18 protein-coding genes are annotated in these 19,102 nt (G+C 55.3%); 15 read left to right on the top strand and 3 right to left on the bottom strand.

The features are described from left to right. Nucleotides 1-42 precede the first annotated feature (42 nt). The 8 genes from QMG93_RS13035 (at nucleotide 43) to yajC (ending at nucleotide 8,096) form a co-directional block, all read left to right on the top strand. Nucleotides 43-747 (top strand): BofC C-terminal domain-containing protein, encoded by a 705-nt coding sequence (locus tag QMG93_RS13035; protein ID WP_281937048.1) that lies wholly within the window; start codon nucleotides 43-45, stop codon nucleotides 745-747. A 211-nt stretch (nucleotides 748-958) separates the two neighbouring features. After that, nucleotides 959-1,462, top strand: a complete 504-nt coding sequence (ruvC, locus tag QMG93_RS13030) for a crossover junction endodeoxyribonuclease RuvC (protein ID WP_036689929.1) — start codon at nucleotides 959-961, stop codon at nucleotides 1,460-1,462. Further along, entirely contained in the window at nucleotides 1,459-2,100 is a 642-nt protein-coding gene (ruvA, locus tag QMG93_RS13025; RefSeq protein ID WP_281937046.1) for a Holliday junction branch migration protein RuvA, read from the top strand. The genes ruvC and ruvA overlap by 4 nt, the downstream gene beginning before the upstream one ends. Before the next feature lie 75 nt (nucleotides 2,101-2,175). Next, entirely contained in the window at nucleotides 2,176-3,180 is a 1,005-nt protein-coding gene (gene ruvB, locus QMG93_RS13020; RefSeq protein WP_010498666.1) for a Holliday junction branch migration DNA helicase RuvB, read from the top strand. Nucleotides 3,181-3,225: 45 nt separating this feature from the next. Then, a complete protein-coding gene (locus tag QMG93_RS13015; RefSeq protein WP_281937042.1) occupies nucleotides 3,226-5,361 on the top strand; it encodes a SpoIID/LytB domain-containing protein in 2,136 nt (711 codons plus the stop codon). An 80-nt stretch (nucleotides 5,362-5,441) separates the two neighbouring features. Beyond that, nucleotides 5,442-6,503, top strand: a complete 1,062-nt coding sequence (gene queA, locus QMG93_RS13010; protein WP_281937040.1) for a tRNA preQ1(34) S-adenosylmethionine ribosyltransferase-isomerase QueA — start codon at nucleotides 5,442-5,444, stop codon at nucleotides 6,501-6,503. Between the two features lie 35 nt (nucleotides 6,504-6,538). Beyond that, complete coding sequence (tgt, locus tag QMG93_RS13005; RefSeq protein ID WP_251604740.1) at nucleotides 6,539-7,678, top strand: tRNA guanosine(34) transglycosylase Tgt; 1,140 nt, start codon at nucleotides 6,539-6,541, stop codon at nucleotides 7,676-7,678. Between the two features lie 94 nt (nucleotides 7,679-7,772). Further along, entirely contained in the window at nucleotides 7,773-8,096 is a 324-nt protein-coding gene (gene yajC / locus QMG93_RS13000; protein ID WP_010498684.1) for a preprotein translocase subunit YajC, read from the top strand. A gap of 140 nt (nucleotides 8,097-8,236) precedes the next feature. Here yajC and QMG93_RS12995 read toward each other — a convergent pair whose 3' ends face one another. Then, on the bottom strand, nucleotides 8,237-8,599 hold the full coding sequence (locus QMG93_RS12995; protein ID WP_281937038.1) for a TIGR04086 family membrane protein: 363 nt from the start codon (nucleotides 8,597-8,599) through the stop codon (nucleotides 8,237-8,239). 176 nt (nucleotides 8,600-8,775) lie between these two features. Here QMG93_RS12995 and QMG93_RS12990 point away from each other — a divergent pair, with 176 nt between their 5' ends. Continuing rightward, entirely contained in the window at nucleotides 8,776-9,450 is a 675-nt protein-coding gene (locus QMG93_RS12990; RefSeq protein WP_281937036.1) for a DUF421 domain-containing protein, read from the top strand. A 13-nt stretch (nucleotides 9,451-9,463) separates the two neighbouring features. Here the strand turns inward: QMG93_RS12990 and spoVB are convergent, their stop codons facing one another. Beyond that, complete coding sequence (spoVB, locus tag QMG93_RS12985) at nucleotides 9,464-11,029, bottom strand: stage V sporulation protein B (RefSeq protein WP_281937034.1); 1,566 nt, start codon at nucleotides 11,027-11,029, stop codon at nucleotides 9,464-9,466. A 182-nt stretch (nucleotides 11,030-11,211) separates the two neighbouring features. Between spoVB and QMG93_RS35215 the strand changes: the two genes are divergently transcribed. The 6 genes from QMG93_RS35215 (at nucleotide 11,212) to QMG93_RS12955 (ending at nucleotide 18,200) form a co-directional block, all read left to right on the top strand. Then, a complete protein-coding gene (locus tag QMG93_RS35215) occupies nucleotides 11,212-11,916 on the top strand; it encodes a post-transcriptional regulator (protein WP_309299670.1) in 705 nt (234 codons plus the stop codon). Nucleotides 11,917-12,027: 111 nt separating this feature from the next. Beyond that, the gene (gene secD, locus QMG93_RS12975; RefSeq protein WP_281937032.1) at nucleotides 12,028-13,260 is read left to right on the top strand and encodes a protein translocase subunit SecD; all 1,233 of its coding nucleotides are present in this window, start codon (nucleotides 12,028-12,030) and stop codon (nucleotides 13,258-13,260) included. After that, nucleotides 13,250-14,167 (top strand): protein translocase subunit SecF, encoded by a 918-nt coding sequence (gene secF, locus QMG93_RS12970; protein ID WP_281937030.1) that lies wholly within the window; start codon nucleotides 13,250-13,252, stop codon nucleotides 14,165-14,167. The genes secD and secF overlap by 11 nt, the downstream gene beginning before the upstream one ends. A gap of 96 nt (nucleotides 14,168-14,263) precedes the next feature. Then, nucleotides 14,264-15,214: a cation diffusion facilitator family transporter gene (locus QMG93_RS12965; protein ID WP_281937029.1), complete on the top strand. Its 951-nt coding sequence runs from the start codon at nucleotides 14,264-14,266 to the stop codon at nucleotides 15,212-15,214. Between the two features lie 23 nt (nucleotides 15,215-15,237). Then, entirely contained in the window at nucleotides 15,238-17,691 is a 2,454-nt protein-coding gene (recJ, locus tag QMG93_RS12960) for a single-stranded-DNA-specific exonuclease RecJ (RefSeq protein WP_281937027.1), read from the top strand. After that, entirely contained in the window at nucleotides 17,688-18,200 is a 513-nt protein-coding gene (locus tag QMG93_RS12955; protein ID WP_281937026.1) for an adenine phosphoribosyltransferase, read from the top strand. Before recJ ends, QMG93_RS12955 begins: the two co-directional genes overlap by 4 nt. Before the next feature lie 54 nt (nucleotides 18,201-18,254). Here QMG93_RS12955 and QMG93_RS12950 read toward each other — a convergent pair whose 3' ends face one another. Then, entirely contained in the window at nucleotides 18,255-18,917 is a 663-nt protein-coding gene (locus tag QMG93_RS12950) for a DUF2642 domain-containing protein (protein WP_281937024.1), read from the bottom strand. Between the last annotated feature and the right edge of the window lie 185 nt (nucleotides 18,918-19,102).

Raw genomic sequence — 19,102 nt, 5'->3', positions numbered from 1 at the left:
GGCTTCAGGTATTCAAAACACCACGGACAGAAGGGGATCGCCATGATGTTGCTCGGCTTTTGGAATCAGTTAAAGAAGCAATTGAAAAAAAAGCTGCGTCTGAAACGCCGTTGGCTGAATCTGGCTGTCGTTTTGCTTGCAGCCGGCTTGTTCGCTGCGGGTGCATGGATGCTGCGCGGTTCGCTATACGATAAGGGGAGCCGACAGGGTCAGGAACAGTCCGTCTTCAGCCGCGCCGTCGAAACCTATTTGCAGCCGGAGGAAGAAGTGCGTGCGATGGTAAAAGATTTGAGCGGGCAAAGGGATGCTTTTGTAAAAAAATCGTATGTTTGCGGCGAAGAGCTGCAGCGGATCGGCATTATGAACGCAGCCGACATTTTGGCTTACCACAAAGCGCATCCGTCGATGACCGTTAGTCTGGGGAATACAAACCGGGTTTATTTCATCGAGAAAGTGGACGACTTATCCCCGCAGTGCAAAAACAACGCTTATTTCGGACTGGACGCCAAAGGCAACTTGTCGTTGTTCGAAGGGGTGCCGGGGGCGGGAGGACAAAACGTGCTGCGAACGTTTTTTCAATTGAACATCCGGCATTTGGAAAGCAGCTTGCCCCGGGAGACGGTCAAGCAGCTTTATCAGGGGGTTCGGATAAGGGATTTGGCCGATTATAACAGCGTGCTCTCAACCCTAAGTGATTATGCGATAGAAGAAACGGAGAAAGCGATGCAAGTGACGCCATCCCCTTAGAGGAGAGGTGCTTAATCCCGCGCGAACGATTCAGACAAGCTCTGTCCTATAACGAAATGCGACGAAGTCCGCTGCGCCATTGGAGGCCGGGCGGACTTTTTTGCCGTGTTCATGGAAGGGATAATCTGCTATAATGGCAGGTGAATACATATGTTCGCTTCTTGCGGTCCGAGAGCCGCAGTAGGGGAAAGCGAATGGGGGAGTGCGCGTTTTGCGGATTTTAGGCATTGACCCGGGGATTGCTATCGTCGGCTTCGGGTTTATCGATAAACAAGGTCATAAGCTGGTTCCCGTTCAATACGGATCGATCCAGACGCAAGCCGGTACGGAAGATGCCCTGCGGCTAAAACAAGTATACGAGGCAACGGTGCAGCTTATCGAAAAATATAAGCCCGATGCGGTCGCGATCGAAAAGCTGTTCTTTAACCGGAACGTCACGACGGCGCTGACCGTCGGGCAAGCCCGCGGCGTATTGATGCTGGCAGCGGTCCAGCAAGGGCTGCCGATTGCCGAGTATACTCCTTTGCAGGTGAAGCAGGCGATTGTCGGCTACGGGAAAGCGGAGAAGAAGCAGGTGCAGGAAATGGTTAAAATGTTTCTGCATTTATCTGCCGTGCCAAAGCCTGACGATGTGGCGGATGCGTTGGCAGTGGCCATATGCCATGCCCATTCTTCGGGATTACAACAAAAATTGAACGGAGCTTACAAGCGATGATCGACTTTTTAAGAGGGACGGTGGCGCACCGCGAAACGGAATATGTGGTGCTGGACGTACGCGGCGTCGGCTACCGCGTGTTTTGTGCCAATCCGTATGCGGTAGGAGCCGGTAAGGACGGCGCGGAAGTAACAATGTACATTCACTACCATGTGCGGGAAGATGCTCACCTGCTGTTCGGATTTTCGTCCAGAGAAGAGCAGTCGTTGTTCCGGCTGCTGCTCGATGTGAACGGCATCGGGCCGAAGGTAGCCATCGGCGTACTGGCGGGAGGCCGTCCTGAAGTGATTGCGGCGGCCATCAGTCAGGAAAATCTTTCGTTCTTGACCAAGCTGCCGGGCATCGGGAAAAAGACGGCGCAGCGCATGGTGCTCGACCTGAAGGATAAGCTGGGCGCATGGACTTCGGCCGAGACGGACGGTTCCGGTTTTGGCTTGCTGGAAATTGCCGTGGCAGGGCCGACGACAAGTGGCGCGTGGGGCGAGGCGAAGGCGGCGCTGCTTGCGCTGGGCTATACCGAAGCCGAGGCCGATCGGGCGGGACAAACCGTCAAGCCGAAGCTAAAGGGCGACGAGACGGCCGATGCGGTGACGAAGCTTGCGCTGCAGGCACTGTTTCAGCAGTCGCTGATGAAATAAGCCGTGTGGAAGGAAGCTTAACGCGGCAGGCGGCGTCCGCCTTGGCGGACAGCCGACAGGAAGGAGAGGCATAACATGGAAGACCGCATCATCTCGGCGCATCTGATGATGGAGGATCAAGGGATGGAGTTCAGCCTGCGTCCGCGGTATTTGGCTGAATATATCGGTCAGGCCCAGGCGAAGGAAAATTTAAAAATATATATCGAAGCGGCTAAAATGCGCAAGGAGGCGCTCGATCACGTGCTGCTGTACGGACCGCCGGGCCTTGGCAAGACGACGCTTTCGAATATTATCGCAAACGAGCTCGGCGTCAATCTGCGGACGACCTCGGGACCGGCGATCGAACGCCCCGGCGATCTTGCGGCCATCTTGACCAACCTGCAGGAAAATGACGTGCTTTTCATCGACGAGATTCACCGGCTTCACCGAACGGTGGAAGAGGTGCTGTATCCGGCGATGGAAGATTACGCTCTCGATATCATCATCGGCAAAGGGCCGAGCGCCCGTTCGGTGAGGCTCGACCTGCCGCCGTTTACGCTGGTGGGCGCGACGACGCGCGTCGGGCTGCTTTCGGCTCCGCTTCGCGACCGGTTCGGCGTCGTCAGCCGGCTTGAATATTACACGGTTGATGAGCTGTCTTATATCGTCAGTCGCACTGCCGATCTGCTGCAGGTGCAGATCGTAGGCGAAGCGTCCCGGGAAATTGGGATGCGCTCGCGCGGGACGCCGCGGATCGCGAACCGGCTGCTCAAGCGGGTGCGCGATTTTGCCCAGGTGAAGGGCGACGGCATCATTACGCTCGACATTACGCAGGCCGCGCTGTCGAGCATTCAAGTCGATCCGCTGGGACTTGACGAGATCGATCACAAGATGTTGCGGGCCATCATTTTGAGCTTTCAGGGCGGTCCGGTCGGGCTGGATACGATTGCCGCATCGATCGGAGAGGAAAGTCAAACGATTGAAGATGTCTACGAGCCGTATTTGCTGCAAATCGGATTTTTGCAGCGGACGCCGCGGGGACGAATGGTAACGCCGAGCGCGTGCAAACATCTCGGGCTGCCGATGCCAAGCCGCTCTTAAGCGGAAGCATCGGCGGCTCCGTCAAGAGAGGGGAATCGGCGGTTTATGTATAAAACGAAACGGCCGCTCGATCCTGTGGGACAAGCTCCTATAGGGCGGGCGGCGCGTTGCTTAAGATCAGGAATAAAGGTGCCGGCAGCGCTGCTGCTTGCGGCAGCAATCGGCTTCACGGGACCCACAGCAGGAGGCGTGCTGCCTGCCGTTTACGCCGCAGTATCGGTGCCGAAGCTCGATAATATTCGTGTCGCTTTATTTATCGATACGGGCAAATATGTTAGTCCGGCCGCCGCAGTTACGCTGTCAGCGGACGCCGGTCTGCAGCTCGGCTTGCGCGGGGCTACCGGGGTGAAGCCTGTCCATCAAGCATCGGCAAAAATGCCTGTACGCGTCTATGCGGACGGCTATTACGCGCAGCTGCCCGAGACGGGCGACGTTACGGCAGCGCGTTCGCAGGCGCAGAAGCTCACGACTGGAGGAGCCGCTGCAGGCGTAGTACAGCGCGTGAAGCGCGGCCAGTCGGCGTACCGGGCCTATGTAGGCCCGTTCGCGACGAAGGAAGCGGCCGCGTCGGCCGCCGCAGGCCAGTCCGGCGCTACCGTCAGTGGGCCGCTGCGCTGGAGCGCGGGCAGCTTCGCCGGCGAGGCGGAGGCGAATGCGCAGGCGATAGCGCTGTCACAGGCGGGCTTCGACGCCGACGTGGCGCTGACCGAAGCCGGCTACGCGGTGTTCGTCGGCGAAGCCGCGGACAACGCGGCGCTGCAAGCGCTGAAGGCGCAGATCGCGACCGCGCTGCCGGCCGTGGCGCTTACGCCAGTGGACGCGGCGCAGAGCTACGTGCTGAAGCGCAGCGAGCTAGACATGGGCGGCGAGAACGCCGGTGGACCGGTAGCGGCCTTTGCTTTTAGCGGCGGCGCGAAACTGTGGGCCGCGGCGGCGGATGCGCAGGGAGGCGTCACCGTTCGCGAGCGGTTCGATCGCGCCTACCGCGGGGGGATCGAGGTGTCCCGGTTCAACGGCAAGCTGGCCGTTGTCAATGAGCTGCCTTTTGAGCAGTATCTCGTGTCGGTCCTCGGCTCCGAGATGAGCAAAGAATGGCCTTTGGAGGCGCTAAAGGCGCAGGCTGTCGCTGCGCGCACATTTGCGCTCAAGCAGGGGGTAAAATACCAGATCGCACACGTCACCGACACGACCACAGATCAAGCGTATAAAGGAGTGGCGGGAGAGTTCGCCGCCGCGCAGCAAGCGGTGCAAGCGACGCAAGGCGAAGTGATCGTAGATAAGAACGGGTTGATCAATCCGCTGTATTATTCCAATGCAGGGGGAATGACCGCAGCTCCGGCCGAAGTATGGGGCAACGAAGTGGCGTATTTGAAGAGCCAGAAATCTCCGGACGAAGGAGCTCAGGCAGGCAAGAAAGTGTGGTACCGGATCGTTCTGCCGAACGGCAATACCGGCTACATTCACTCCGACTACGCAAGGGCGACGGGGCAAAAAAATCCGGCGGGCTTACCTTATTACGAGTCGACGGCAACCGGTGTGAGCGTCCGGCCGGCCCCCTACGTAGACAATGCGACTAACCCGACGGCGTTCAAGGTGGACATCGGGGATCGATTCGTCGTCATCGATCAAGAGGTCGAATCGAACGCTTACTCCTGGGTCCGCGGCCCATATGATGCGGCGAAGCTAAAGGAAAAGCTTGGCGCATCTTATACCGGCGGGGCGGTAAACCGGCTTGAAGTGTCGAAGAGAGGGGCGTCCGGCCGCGCGATGGAAGTAACGGCGAACGGACAGCCGCTCAAAGCCGCTTATCCGGATTCGCTCCGTACGATGCTCGGCGGCCTGCCCAGTACCCGGTTTGATATTGAAGAAACGGGACGCTATACTATATTGGGAGCAGGGGGGGCGACGCGAAGCCAGACCTCGGCCTCTCAGTCCGTCATTGTCGCAGGCAGCGGTGGAAAGGGAAAACAAACCGACGATCAGCTGTTTGTGATGGACGCGCAAGGCAAAGTGCGGCTAGCTACGCGGGACCCGCAGTTTATTTTCAAAGGCACCGGCTATGGTCACGGGCTGGGGATGTCCCAATGGGGCGCCAAAGGCTATGCCGAGCTCGGTTATGATTACCAGAAAATTTTGCTGACGTACTACACGGGCGTCTCGATTCAGAAAGCCGCTCCTTGAGGCCCTGAGGAACGATGACCGTTCGCGCAGCATAAAAAAGTTAAACTAAATATGAAACCTACAGAAGGATGAAACGTATCATGCAAGTGGACTTGTTCGACTACCATTTACCCGAATCGCTAATTGCGCAGACGCCGCTTCCGGATCGGACGGCTTCGCGCCTGCTCACGCTGGATAAACGAACCGGGGAAATTGGCCACCATACATTTGAACAATTGGAACGGTATCTTGAGGCGGGAGACGTGCTCGTGCTAAACGATACGCGGGTCATTCCGGCCAGGCTGTTCGGAGTGAAAGCGGACACGGGGGCCAAAGCCGAAGTGCTGCTGCTCAAACAGCTCGAAGGGGACCGCTGGGAAGCGCTCGTCCGTCCGGCCAAGCGGCTGAAGACCGGGACCGTGCTGCATTTCGGAGGCGGTGCTCCGTCGGAACCGGACGGAGATGCGGAGCCGCCGCTGCTTGTCGCTACCGTCGAATCCGAAGGCGACATGGGCAGCCGGGTGCTGCGCTTCAGCTACGAAGGCATTTTTAACGAACTGCTCGACCGCTTGGGGCATATGCCGCTGCCGCCGTATATTAAAGAGCAGCTTCCGGAGCGCGAGCGGTACCAGACGGTGTATGCGAAGCATCAAGGCTCGGCAGCAGCGCCTACGGCGGGGCTTCATTTTACACAGGAATACTTGAATCGGCTGGAACAAAAAGGGATACAATTAGCGTATGTTACGCTTCATGTCGGACTGGGAACGTTCCGTCCCGTCGGGGTCGAGACCGTCGAACAGCACGAGATGCACGAAGAGTATTACGAAGTATCCGCAGAAACCGCCGAGCTGGTAAATGGCGCGAAACGAAAGGGCAGCCGGGTGGTTGCGGTGGGAACGACTTCGGCCCGGACGCTGGAAACGGCAGCAGGTGAAGATGGCATGCTGCAAGCGGGAAGCGGCTGGACCGGAATTTTCATTTATCCGGGCTACCGGTTCCGCATCGTCGATGCGCTGCTAACCAACTTCCATCTGCCTAAATCGACACTGCTTATGTTGATCAGCGCGCTCGCCGGGCGGGAGAACGTACTCGCCGCGTACCGCGAAGCCGTCGAGCGGGAGTACCGCTTTTTCAGCTTTGGCGACGCGATGTTCATTCATTAAACATAAGGAAAAATTGACCGGAAGAGAAAGAAGTGATTGGATTGGCCGTTACCTATGAGCATATCAAGACCTGCAAGCAATCCGGCGCGAGGCTGGGCCGGGTGCATACGCCCCACGGAGTGATCGAAACGCCCGCTTTTATGCCCGTCGGCACTCAGGCTACCGTGAAGACGATGAGCCCCGAAGAGCTGAAGCAGATGGATGCGCATATCATTTTGAGCAATACGTATCATTTATTTTTGCGTCCCGGCCATGAGATTGTAAAGAAAGCGGGAGGACTGCACCGCTTCATGAACTGGGATCGTCCAATTCTGACGGACAGCGGGGGCTTTCAGGTGTTCAGCTTGAGCGAAATGCGCAAAATCAGTGAGGAAGGCGTACAATTCCGCTCCCATTTGAACGGGGACAAGCTGTTTATTTCGCCCGAGAAATCGATCGAGATTCAAAATGCACTCGGCTCGGATATCATGATGGCCTTCGACGAATGCCCGCCTTATCCGGCGGAGCACAGCTACGCCAAGCAATCGCTTGAACGGACGACGCGCTGGGCGGAACGGTGTCTGAAAGCCCATGCCCGGCCGAACGATCAGGCGTTATTTGCGATCGTCCAGGGCGGCATGTACGAGGATTTGCGCAAGCAGAGCGCGCTTGAGTTGACTTCCATGGATTTCCCGGGGTATGCTATTGGGGGACTCAGCGTAGGCGAGCCGAAGCATTTGATGTACGAGGTGCTCGACTACACCGTTCCTTATCTGCCTACCCATAAACCGCGCTATCTAATGGGCGTAGGATCGCCCGACGCTTTGGTGGAAGGATCGATCCGCGGCATTGACATGTTCGACTGCGTGCTGCCGACGCGGATTGCCCGCAACGGCACCGTCATGACGAGCGAAGGCCGATTGGTTGTCCGCAATGCAAAGTTTGCCGAAGATTTCGGTCCGCTCGATCCGGAGTGCTCCTGCTATACGTGCCGTAACTACTCGCGGGCTTACATCCGTCATCTGATCAAAGCTGACGAAACGTTCGGCATCCGGCTGACGACATATCATAATCTTCATTTCCTGCTGGAGCTGATGCGCGGGGTGCGTCAAGCGATTAGAGAAGACCGGCTGCTTGATTTCCGTGACGAATTTTTCGCGAAATACGGCATCGATGAGAACAGCAAAGGGTTCTAAAAGCCGATGAATCTGGAGCACAGCCGCTTCGGATTCACCGGACTTACCATTTGGTATACATAGAGAAAGTTTGTAGAAAGGGGGGAATCAGACAATGTGGTTAGCGGCAAATGAAACGGCGGCGGCTCCGGGGATCGAGGGATATCTCGTGACTTACGGCCCGCTCGTCCTGATGTTCGTCGTTCTTTATTTCTTACTTATCCGCCCTCAGCAAAAACGTCAAAAGACTCGCAACATGATGCTGAGCAACTTGAAAAAAGGGGATAAGGTCGTTACGATCGGGGGCCTTCACGGCACAATCCTGGAGATTACGGACGATACAATTGTCCTGCGTGTGAACGACGTCACGAAGCTGACCTTCGAGCGTTCGGCCATTAATACGGTCACAACTTCCGCAGCGGCTTCTGAAGGTAAATAATAATTCCATTGCGCTTCGCTGCAAACGCAAACAAGCGAGGTCTCATTCCATCCGGATTCCGGCGGGGTTAAGAGATCTCGCTTTTTTTGCTTCCGTTCCGTACGGAGGGGAGCCGAGTTCGATTGGACCGGAGGTCCGGTTCATTTCTTCAAATTGATGCCGATCATCCCGCCTAGCGCCCCGGCCAGCAAAGCTACCACCGCTAGCCCCAGCATCTCCTTGGAAAAACCTGCATCGTAAGCCAGAAATCCGATCATCCATACGACCACGGTATACATGGCCCCCAGCAGTCCCCCGTGGTACCAGCCTTTGCTGCCGCTGCGTTTGCCCGATACCGCGCCCCCCACCAGCATGGCGACTCCGTGAATAAACAGCGTTGCGCCCAGCCACGATTTTTCCGGAATATTCGTTCCCAGCAATACAAGCGAAGCTAGCAGTGTTCCGACCAGCATGAACGCCACGGCATACACCAAGCCGGAAAATAAGGGCGAACTTTTCATCATCCCTCTTGACCTCCTGTTCCAAGCCATCCTATTTCCCATTGTATGGGCATGTACACCGAAATAGTACAGCTTCTTCGGCTGCGGAAGCATCGATTGGTTACCAGCAATTCACCCGCATGACAATCGTTCCCCGAGGCTACAATAGGCATTGAACTGCAATCGGGGAGGTCGAGTCCATGGATCTACTGACGCTTTTTTTTCGCACTATCCTGATCTATGCGATCGTTTTTTTTACCCTGCGCATTATGGGAAAAAGGGAGATCGGCAAGCTGTCGGTCTTTGACCTCGTCATTTCCATCATGATCGCGGAAATTGCCGTGTTCGTACTGGAAGATATCGAGAAGCCTTTGCTCGATGGAATCCTTCCCATGGCAACACTGGTCGTGGTTCAGTTGACCATTGCTTTTGTTTCGTTGAAAAACGAAAAGCTGCGCCGCTTGTTTGAAGGCAAGCCTTCTCCCATTATTCAGAACGGCAAACTGAATAGGAAGGAAATGAAGCGTCAGCTATACAATTTGGACGATTTGCTGCTGCAATTGAGAGAGAATAAAGTGACAAACCTTGCGGATGTGGAATTTGCCCTTCTCGAATCGTCAGGCAAGCTGACCGTGGTAGAAAAAAAGCAAGAGATGGAACCGTCCGGCGAAAAGCCGCCGTCGTTTCGTTACGAGGGACTTCCTTTGCCGCTTATTATGGACGGTAAAGTACAGGATGAAAACTTGGTCAAGCTTGGCCAAACCAGGTTTTGGCTCAAGAGCCAGCTTCAAGGTAAGGGAATCAAAGATTTCAAAGACGTATTTTTTTGTTCCATCGATCATCGGGGCCGCTGGTTTATCGATAAAAAAAGATGAGCTGGCGCCTCCACTATTTCACAATCCGTTTGCCAAGCCATAAAATTCGGAAAACGTCGTCGCGGTTAATGAGTTTAAGCAGCATGGCGATCAGCAGATAAACGATAACCCCCGTCAGGCAGGAGAAGGCAAAACGCGTAAAGCCGCTGGCGATCCAATGGGTATACATCACGACATAGCTGGCAAAGCCGGCGACGGCCATACTTATTCCGACTTTCAGGAAATCTCCGGCCTGCATGCGAAACTGAAGCAGGCGCACGACACTGTTCCAGTGCAGCAAGGTAACGAGCATGATATTTACGCTGATGGCGACAACCGCACCCAAGATGCCGAATTCCGGCCGGCTGGCCAAGAAATAAATTAGCGTCAGCTTAACGATGGACCCGACGAGCGTATTGATCAGTGCGCTTCCGGGTCTTTCAAGCGCTTGGAGGGTCGATTGCAGCGGCGCCTGAAAATAAATGAAAAGCGCCGCAGGCGCCATCATCCGAAGCATCGCCCCGACCCCGGGCTGCCCGTACATATACAGGCAAATCGGCTCTGCCAGCACATACATCAATACGGCGAAGGGGGCGCCCGTCACCAAGGCAAGCTTCAGCGATTGATGCAGCCGCATATGGATGGTTTTCATGTCGTTCTTGGCCGCCGCCTCGGATAAGGATGGGATAAGCGAGACCGCGAGGGAAAAAGTAAGGGCGCTAGGCAGCATCAGTACCGGAATAATCATGCCTTGCAATGCTCCGTACTGCGCCGTTGCCACACCGGTTGCTACGCCTGCAACAGCGAGGCTTTGAATAATGAGAATCGATTCGAGAAAATACGAGCCGGAGCCGACCAGCTTGCTACCGGTAACGGGCACGGCTAATTCCAGAAGACTCTTCAGGCTATCGAAGCGGTTGAGCGACCGTCGAGTTCCGATGTTTGCCTGGTGAGGCGCCAGCCGCTGCGATCGATTATGCCGGTATAGCAGCACCAGAACGAGCATGGCACACAGCTCGCCGATCATGACGCCGAGCATCGCTCCGGCGGCGGCAAATTCGATGCCATAAGGCAGCAGCATGAAGGCAAAGGCGAGCACGGTAACGATGCGGACGAGCGTCTCGACCACCTGGGACACTGCCGTCGGAATCATGTCCTGTCGGCCTTGAAAATACCCGCGGAATACGGCCGATATGCCGACGAGTGGGATGATCGGCGTCATAAACAGGAATGTGTAATATACCCGGGGGTCCGTGAACAGATGGTCGGTAATCCAGCGGGCGCCGAGGACGATGACGGCCGTAAAGGCAAAGCTGATTACGGTAGCTAGGGCGAGCGCTACCCGAAAGATCGTGCGGACCCGGGCGGCGTTGCCCTCGGCTTCGGCCGCAGCGATCAATTTGGCTACCGCGACCGGAATGCCTCCGGTGACGATCGTAAGAATAACTATAAGAAACGGCCATCCCATTTGATAAAGGCCGATTCCTTCTGGGCCGATCACCCGCGGAAGCGTGATCCGGGGAATGAAGCCGAGGATGCGGTTGACAATGCCTGCTGCAAGGAGGATGAGCGTTCCTTGGATAAACGATTGTTTTGTCAAGGGACCGACCTTCTTTCTTCCTGGATGGGCTTGTATTCCCGTGCGTTATTAATGGATATGCATAACCTGTCCAAGAGCATGCAACAATTTTTAGAGCACGCCGCAGGCATAAGCGGCAGGAAAACGCTCGGGTACAGCGAATAGGTACAATAACGAGGCTGCGCACGCGGGAGGGTTGCAAGATGGAAAACGACAGTTGGAAACAGGATCGCAGCGACGGCAAGCGTTCGGATGCCATGGAAGCGGAACTGGAGCACGCCGCCACCTCCGCTCCGGAAACGGGGACGGAAGCCGGGAACGAGAATACGGACAGCTCGGAGTCCCGGAATACGGAAGAAGACGGGGCGCGGGAGGCTGCAGCCGAAAAGCCGCTTGCGGAGCCGGTCCCCTATATGGAGCTTTTTTACTCCGAGAGGGAGACTGGCGATCACCCGCAGGATTCGTTGGCGGAAGAGACGGTTTCGGCCCCGCGTTTGCTTGAGGAAGAAGGAGCGGCCGATCCGAAGCTGAGCGAGCCTCAGCAGGAGATCGGTTCGGCCTCGGTTCAGGAGCACGACGAGGAATGCGAACCCGAAGCGGGCAATCTGCCGGAGCTTTGGATGAAGCACATGGAATCGGAACCGGACCCCGAACCGGAAGAAGAGCCTATGAATGACGAGGAGCTCAGCCGGGTAATCGAAGAAATTTGCCGGAGCAAAGCCGAGGAGTTCCGCATGATCGGTTACGAGCAGGTGACAGGAGAGGAAATATGGGAGTGCGTTAGCGACAAATACCATAAGACCGGCGTTCCTCCGCTGCACCGGATCGTCAACGATATTTTATCTTTGAAGGCGACGCAGTTCATGAACTGGATGACCATGAGCATATACAAGGATGCCCATCGCTAGCGACCGGGCTTCTTTTTTGCGCGCGTCTTTACAGAAAGGAAAAAAGAGGCAAATTGACTCGTTTTTCGCACGTAGGTATAATAGGAATATTGAGTATGGAAGGAGACTTTTATGGACATCAAAAGAATCGTCGCTTTTTTCGCTATCGTGCTGATCGTCCTTGCCGCGATCGGAGTGACGAGTCCGCAGCTTGTCAGACAAGTGAAGCTGGGGCTTGATTTGAAAGGCGGCTTTGAGATTCTGTACGTTGTGGAGCCGATTGAGCCCGGGAAGCCGGTTACTCCCGAATCGCTCAAGCAAACCGCGATCAGTCTGGAGAAACGGGCCGACAGCCTCGGGATTGCAGAGCCGGAAGTGACAACCGAGGGAAGCGACCGAATCCGTGTGAAACTGGCCGGGGTGTCGAATGAAGAGGAAGTTAGAAAGATCATCAAAGAGCCTGCGCAGCTTACGTTCCGCGGCCCGGACGGCACGAAGGAAATGCTGGGGAGCGACTTCGTAGAGGGTGCTGCCAAAGTCGGTTTCGACCAACAGAACCGTCCGATGATTTCGATCGAAGTCAAGGATAAAGAGAAATTCCGCAAGGTCACGGAGAAGCTGCTCGGTCAACCGCTTGCCATTTATTTGGACGAGACCCAGTTGTCCGCGCCGATCGTACAGCAGGTGCTGACCGATGGCAAAGCGACGATCTCAGGCAATTATACGTATGACGAAGCCAACAAGCTGAAAGACACGATCAACCTCGGCGCGCTTCCGTTGAAGCTTACCGAGAAATATACGCAGAGCGTAGGCGCTACGCTTGGCCAACTGTCCCTGCAGGAAACGGTTAAAGCCGGCCTTGTCGGTTCCGTGCTGATCCTGCTCTTCATGCTGATTTTTTACCGGATACCGGGCCTCGTTGCCTCGATATCGATCATCACTTACTCCTGGTTGCTGCTCATCGTCTTCGACTGGATTCATGCGACGCTGACGCTGCCGGGGATCGCGGCGTTTATTCTCGGTATCGGGATGGCGGTCGACGCGAACATCATTACCGCGGAGCGGATCAAAGAGGAAATCCGCAGCGGCAAGAGCATTCTTTCCTCGATGAAGGCGGGTTCGAAGCATTCGTTCAGAACGATTATGGATGCCAATATTACGAACATCATTTCCGGCTTTGTGTTATTTTATATCGGTAACGGAGCCATCCGAGGATTTGCGCTTACGACGATGCTCAGCATCGTGCTCAGTGTGATCACGAACGTCTTCTTTGCGCGGTTTTTGACCTTGCTGCTCATCCGAAGCAATTTGTTCAAGAAGCCGGTCTACTTTGGCGTAAAGGAGTCGGAAATCCGTGAACTCTAAAACTAAAATACTTTTCGATTTTGTCAAACATCGCAAAACGTTCTATATCATTTCGCTTCTCGTCTGTATCGTCGGCGCCGTCGTGTTGTCGGTCAGCGGTTTGAACTACGGGGTGGAATTTCGGGCAGGGACGTCCATGGACATCTCGGCCGGACAAGCGATGGACAAGGCCAAAGCCGAAGAACTGCTCAAAAGCGTCGGTGTCGAAGCCGGTGTGATGACGCTTGGCGGGGACAACAATAACCGCCTGTCCATGAGATTTAACGATATTTTGCCCGAAGCAACCCAGAAACAGATTCAGGAAAAATTCAAGGCAACCTACGGCAACGGCGTATCGCAGGAAGTCAATACCGTTACGCCGGATATGGCGCTGGAGCTTCGCAATAAAGCGCTCATCGCGATCGGGGTAGCCAGCTTGGCCATTTGTCTCTATGTCACGATCCGTTTCGAGTGGCGGTTCGCGATTGCTTCGATTATTGCGATTCTGCACGACGCCTTTCTGGTTATCAGCGTGTTCGCGATATTCCGGCTGGAAGTGAACTTGCCGTTTATGGCGGCGGTGCTCACAACGATCGGTTATTCGATTAACGATAAAATCGTCGTCTTTGACCGGGTCCGCGAAAATCTGCGCTTTGCCAAGCTGAAGACGCCGGACGATTTGGCGTCCTTATTGAACGACAGTATCTGGCAGACGATGACAAGGAATATCAATACGGTCCTTACGGTATTGATTGCCGCCGTATGTTTGCTTGTGCTCGGCAGTCCTTCCATTCAGCTCTTCGCGCTTGCGAAGATCGTCGGTCTGACCAGCGGCGCTTATTCTTCCATCTTTATTGCAGGTCCGCTCTGGTACGATCTGAAAAGCAAATCGATCGACTCGAAAAAGAGCTCTGCAGCGAAAGCGTAAGAACCGCTTTTACCGAAGCCATGGTTCATCTGCGGCCGGCCGCGCGAAACGGCAAGTTTCCGCGGCCTTTCTATCAATCTCATGGAGGAGTGGCCCATGACGGAGGAACGTTACAAGCAAGCGGCTGCGGGCGCATGGATCGGCATAACAGGAAATCTTGCCCTGGCCCTTCTGAAAGGCGTAACCGGCTATATGGCCAACAGTAAAGCATTAATGGCCGATGCGTTCCATTCGGCGTCGGATGTCGTGGGATCGGTGGCGGTGCTGGTCGGGCTTCGCGCGGCCAAGAAGCCTCCTGACGAGGATCATCCGTACGGACACGGCAAGGCGGAGCCGATAGCGGCCATTGTTTTATCGGTGCTGCTGCTTGTGGTCGGCGTTGAAATCGGCATTTCGGCTGTGAAATCGATCTATGGCGGCGTGCATGAACCGCCGGAAGGCTTCGCGCTGACGGTGCTCATCTTGTCCATCATTGTCAAAGAAGCGATGTTTCAATACAAGTTCCGGCTTGGGAAGAAGCTGGCGAGTCAAGCCCTGATCGCGAACGCTTGGGAGCACCGCTCCGACGTTTATTCTTCGATTGCCGCTTTTATCGGCGTCGGGGGCGCGATGCTCGGCTCCTATTTCGGAATGGCTTACCTGTATTACTTAGACCCAATTGCGGGTTTGGTCGTCGCGGTCATGGTGCTTCGAATGGGATACCGTTTATTGATGGATTCGGTTCACAGCACGATGGACCACGTACTGCATCAAGAAGATGCGGCAGATTTGCTTGAAACGGTACAGCGCATTAAAGGCGTTATTGCTGTGGATCAACTGCGGGCGCGGGAACACGGCCATTATGTCATTGTCGACGTAAAAATCAGCGTCAATCCGCGCATCTCGATTCAGGAAGGGCATGATATTGCCAAAATCGTCAAGCATACGCTCATGAAACGGTTCCTGCACGTTTCCGACGTGTTCGTTCACGTCAATCCGTACGATGCAGGTTATCCGTACAAAAGTACGGATTCGGAGCCTGACGATATGCCCACGCTGCTTCATTAAGAGGAATAGGGGGAACGGCCGTCATGCTTCAGGCGAAGGCAAGATGGAATATCGGCGCGGCAGACGGCAATGCGGCTGAAAGGTTGGCGGAGGAGCTTAATTTGCCGCCGATCATTTCAAGATTGCTCGTTGTCCGGGGAATAACAGATTCCACGCAAGCCGCTCATTTTTTAAACGGAGGAACGGATCAGACGTACGATCCGTTCCTTTTAGATGGTATGGAACAAGCGGTGGAACGAATTCGAAAAGCGATCGACAACGGGGAACATATTCGCATCTACGGCGATTACGATGCGGACGGTGTCAGCAGCACGACGCTGATGGTTCACCTGCTGCGGCAGCTCGGCTGCACGTTCGATTATTACATTCCGCACCGCGTTCACGAAGGCTACGGTCTCAATACCGCTGCGCTTGACGCGGCGAAAGAGCAGGGCGTCGGGTTGATCGTGACGGTCGATACCGGCATCAGCGCCGTGAAGGAAATCGCGTATGCGAACGCTCTGGGAATCGATGTCATCGTTACGGATCACCATGAACCGCCGGAGGTGCTCCCGGACGCTTACGTATTGATCAACCCGAAAAAGCCGGGTTGTCCATACCCTTACAAGCAGCTTGCGGGGGTAGGCGTCGCGCTTAAGCTCGCACAAGCGCTGCTCGGTCGTTGGCCCGAGGAGCTGCTGGAGTTTGCCGCCATCGGTACGGTAGCCGATCTCATGCTGCTGACGGACGAGAATCGGATCATCGTGAAGCAAGGCTTGGAACGGATGAGATCGACATCGAATTATGGGATTCGATCGCTGCTGGAAATAGCCGGCGTTCCGGTTCGGGAGGTATCCTCTACGCATATCGGGTTTGCCCTGGCGCCCCGCATTAATGCAAGCGGCCGTCTGCTCAGTGCGGACACGGCGGTCAGGCTGCTGACGACCACGAGCGAACAGGAAGCGGATCAGCTGGCATTCGAGCTGGATCAGCTGAACAAGGAACGGCAGCGCATTGTCGACGAAATGGCCAAACAGGCCGTAGACATGGTCGAAAAACGCAAAGCGGACGGCGGACTGCCCGATGCTATCGTACTGGCTCACGAAGAATGGAACGTCGGTGTGATCGGCATCGTTGCCTCCAAGATCGTCGACCGGTTTTACCGGCCGACCATTATTTTGGGCATAGATCCGGAAACCGGTATGGCCAAAGGCTCTGCGCGTTCGATCGCTGGCTTCGACATGTACCGCGCCTTAACGCACTGCTCCGATATCATGGATCATTACGGCGGTCATCCGATGGCGGCGGGCATGACGCTTGCAAGGGCACATTTGCCGGAACTCGGCCTTCGGTTGGAGCAACTGGCGAAAGAATGGCTGACGCCGGACGATTACATACCGCGGCTAGATGCGGATCTGGTCTGCGATTTCAGCGACGTAACCTTGGAAAGCATCGGACAGCTGGAGCGGCTTGGACCGTTCGGGATGGGGAACCCGTCACCACGTTTTGTGTTCGGCGATCTTGCTTTAAATGACATGCGCACGATGGGCAAGGAGCAGCAGCATTTGAAGCTGTCTCTCCGGTCTGCGCAGGACGAGACGGCGGCCGCCATGGATGGGGTCGGATTCGGCAAAGCTTCTTTGGCGGAATGGATATCGCCGTCGGCACAGCTTGAAGTGCTCGGGGAGTTATCCATCAACGAATGGAACGGAGTACGCCGTCCGCAAATTATGATCCAGGACGTGCGCGTGCCGGAAATACAGCTGTTCGATTGGCGAGGGGCTCCGAAGCCGGAAAAGAAGCTGGCGGAGCTGTGCGAACGGCTGGAACGTCATAATTCGGGGCAGCATGGCTCTTTGCCTGCCGTAATCGTATTTGGAGAGGCGGTTCCGGCTCCGCTCCAATCGCCTTCTGTCCGATACGCGCTGTGGTGTGCCGACATTCACGGCCGCTTTCGGCCTGCGAACGAGCGCGCAGAACTTACGCCGTTATCGGAGGCATTGGACGTGTTCATTTACTGCCTCCCGCAGAGGATGGAGCAGTTGCACGCGCTGGCCGCCGAAGCGTCCTCTGCACAGCGCTATTACGCTGCGTTCGGAGGTACCGAAGAGGATAAGCAAGGCAGTGTCATGCCGGGCCGCGAGATGTTCAAGGCCGTTTACGGCGCCGTCATGGCGCTGCGGCCGGAAGCTGCGAGTCGGTCCACAGGTGTCCAGGTTGTTCAGGCGATTGCAAGACGTTGCGGGCTCTCGCCTCACCTCGTCCTGTTTATATTAGACGTGTTTACCGAGCTCGGCTTGATCGAGCCGGAAGGGGAGGGGTACAGGGTTGTACCCTCCTCCGAGAAAAAAGATTTATCCGTCTCGCTGCTTTACCGCAGCCGTTCGAAACGGCCGGACGTAGAGCAGGAGCTCCTATACTGCTCCGCAAAGGAGTTTCGTTTGAAGCTTCTGAGGGGACCGGAACCAAACCATTCCATGATGGAGGAAATTGTATGAACTTCAAAGATTATATTCGCGTTATCGACGACTTCCCGCAGCCGGGAATCAGCTTTAAGGACATCACGACATTGCTGAGAGACGGCCAAGCCTACAAAGCCGTTATTGAAGAGCTTGCCCGTCATTTGAAGGACAAAGAGATCGATTGCATCGCCGGACCGGAAGCGCGCGGTTTCGTGATCGGCGCGCCGCTCGCGATCGCACTGGGAGTCGGATTCGTGCCGATCCGCAAAAGCGGAAAGCTGCCGGGGGCGACGATTGAAGCGGATTACGCTTTGGAGTATGGCAAAGACAAGCTTGCGATGCATAACGATGCGATCGCTCCTGGCCAAAAAGTGCTGATCGCCGACGACTTGCTGGCCACAGGGGGAACGATTGCAACCTCGATCAACCTGGTCAAGCAATTGGGCGGAGAAGTGGTCGGAGCGGCTTTCCTGATCGAGCTTTTGGAGCTTAACGGACGGGAGAAGCTGGACGGGATCGAAGTATTTTCGCTTGTGCAATATTAATATTCGCAGAAAAGCGGCCTGAAGGAAAAAATTCCTCGGGCCGCTTTTTTAAGCTTAGGGCCGGTGGACCGTTTTGACATGATCGATATGCATGAACATCGACGCGCCGCCGGAAGTAATGAGTTCGATAATGGGGGGGGCGGCGGTTTTTAACAGACCTATCTTGCCAGGGTTTTCTCCCAGATTTAATACGACGAACTCTCCCTCTAATTTTTTCAATTGTTGATCGATCGTTCGCGCCAGAGCCATGGTCGGTGTGCTGACCGGAAAGGAAGTCGGATTCATGGCATAAGGCGTTGCGTTCGGACTGTAAGGAATCAAATATTTTAAATGCCGCATAGCGATCAAAACGGAATGAAAAACCGGCGATTGAAAGACGAAAAAATCGTTCATGATGCTCGTTACGTATCCGTGATTCGATTGATTCCCTGTTATATACAGTTCAGTAAACATGCCTTTGGCGTTCATCAACACTTTTCGATACGATAAATCTTGGGACGGTTCCCATGAATCCCGAGAAAATTCCACAATTGCCTCTTGCTTGACGGAGAGAGTCATTTGCTTCAGATGCAGGAGCGGGAGGTAGAGAAGCCTTTCCCCATCTTGAAGCACCATAATATCGCTGCCGATATCAATTAATAAACCACGGACACAATCCCTTTTGCCGGAGACGGATAATTCGACGTATTGGTTAATATGCGAGCGCATCGTTTTCATACGAAACACCTCCCTATAGCCTTTTTGCATACTTAAGCGAAAACGATGTCCCCCAAATGGCCGCCCCAAGCAGCCGGATGCACCGGTGGCTGCTTAACATCTGCGCGCCCGGGAGCAGGACGGAATTTCGTTAGAGCCCCTTTCAATACCGGCTGCAAGCCCCCTCAAAGCCTAGTTGCCAAATG

It is taken from the genome of Paenibacillus tyrphae (genome assembly GCF_027925525.1).
Classification (GTDB): domain Bacteria; phylum Bacillota; class Bacilli; order Paenibacillales; family NBRC-103111; genus Paenibacillus_G; species Paenibacillus_G tyrfis_B.
This window is presented reverse-complemented; position numbering and strand designations above follow the sequence as displayed.

Coding starts and splice junctions, on each gene's coding strand:
- QMG93_RS12955 (WP_281937026.1), top strand. CDS start 17,688: ATGAACTTCAAAGATTATATTCGCGTTATCGACGACTTCCCGCAGCCG.
- yajC (WP_010498684.1), top strand. CDS start 7,773: ATGTGGTTAGCGGCAAATGAAACGGCGGCGGCTCCGGGGATCGAGGGA.
- QMG93_RS12990 (WP_281937036.1), top strand. CDS start 8,776: ATGGATCTACTGACGCTTTTTTTTCGCACTATCCTGATCTATGCGATC.
- QMG93_RS12965 (WP_281937029.1), top strand. CDS start 14,264: ATGACGGAGGAACGTTACAAGCAAGCGGCTGCGGGCGCATGGATCGGC.
- recJ (WP_281937027.1), top strand. CDS start 15,238: ATGCTTCAGGCGAAGGCAAGATGGAATATCGGCGCGGCAGACGGCAAT.
- QMG93_RS35215 (WP_309299670.1), top strand. CDS start 11,212: ATGGAAAACGACAGTTGGAAACAGGATCGCAGCGACGGCAAGCGTTCG.
- ruvB (WP_010498666.1), top strand. CDS start 2,176: ATGGAAGACCGCATCATCTCGGCGCATCTGATGATGGAGGATCAAGGG.
- QMG93_RS13035 (WP_281937048.1), top strand. CDS start 43: ATGATGTTGCTCGGCTTTTGGAATCAGTTAAAGAAGCAATTGAAAAAA.
- ruvA (WP_281937046.1), top strand. CDS start 1,459: ATGATCGACTTTTTAAGAGGGACGGTGGCGCACCGCGAAACGGAATAT.
- queA (WP_281937040.1), top strand. CDS start 5,442: ATGCAAGTGGACTTGTTCGACTACCATTTACCCGAATCGCTAATTGCG.
- QMG93_RS12950 (WP_281937024.1), bottom strand. CDS start 18,917: ATGAAAACGATGCGCTCGCATATTAACCAATACGTCGAATTATCCGTC.
- QMG93_RS13015 (WP_281937042.1), top strand. CDS start 3,226: ATGTATAAAACGAAACGGCCGCTCGATCCTGTGGGACAAGCTCCTATA.
- QMG93_RS12995 (WP_281937038.1), bottom strand. CDS start 8,599: ATGATGAAAAGTTCGCCCTTATTTTCCGGCTTGGTGTATGCCGTGGCG.
- secD (WP_281937032.1), top strand. CDS start 12,028: ATGGACATCAAAAGAATCGTCGCTTTTTTCGCTATCGTGCTGATCGTC.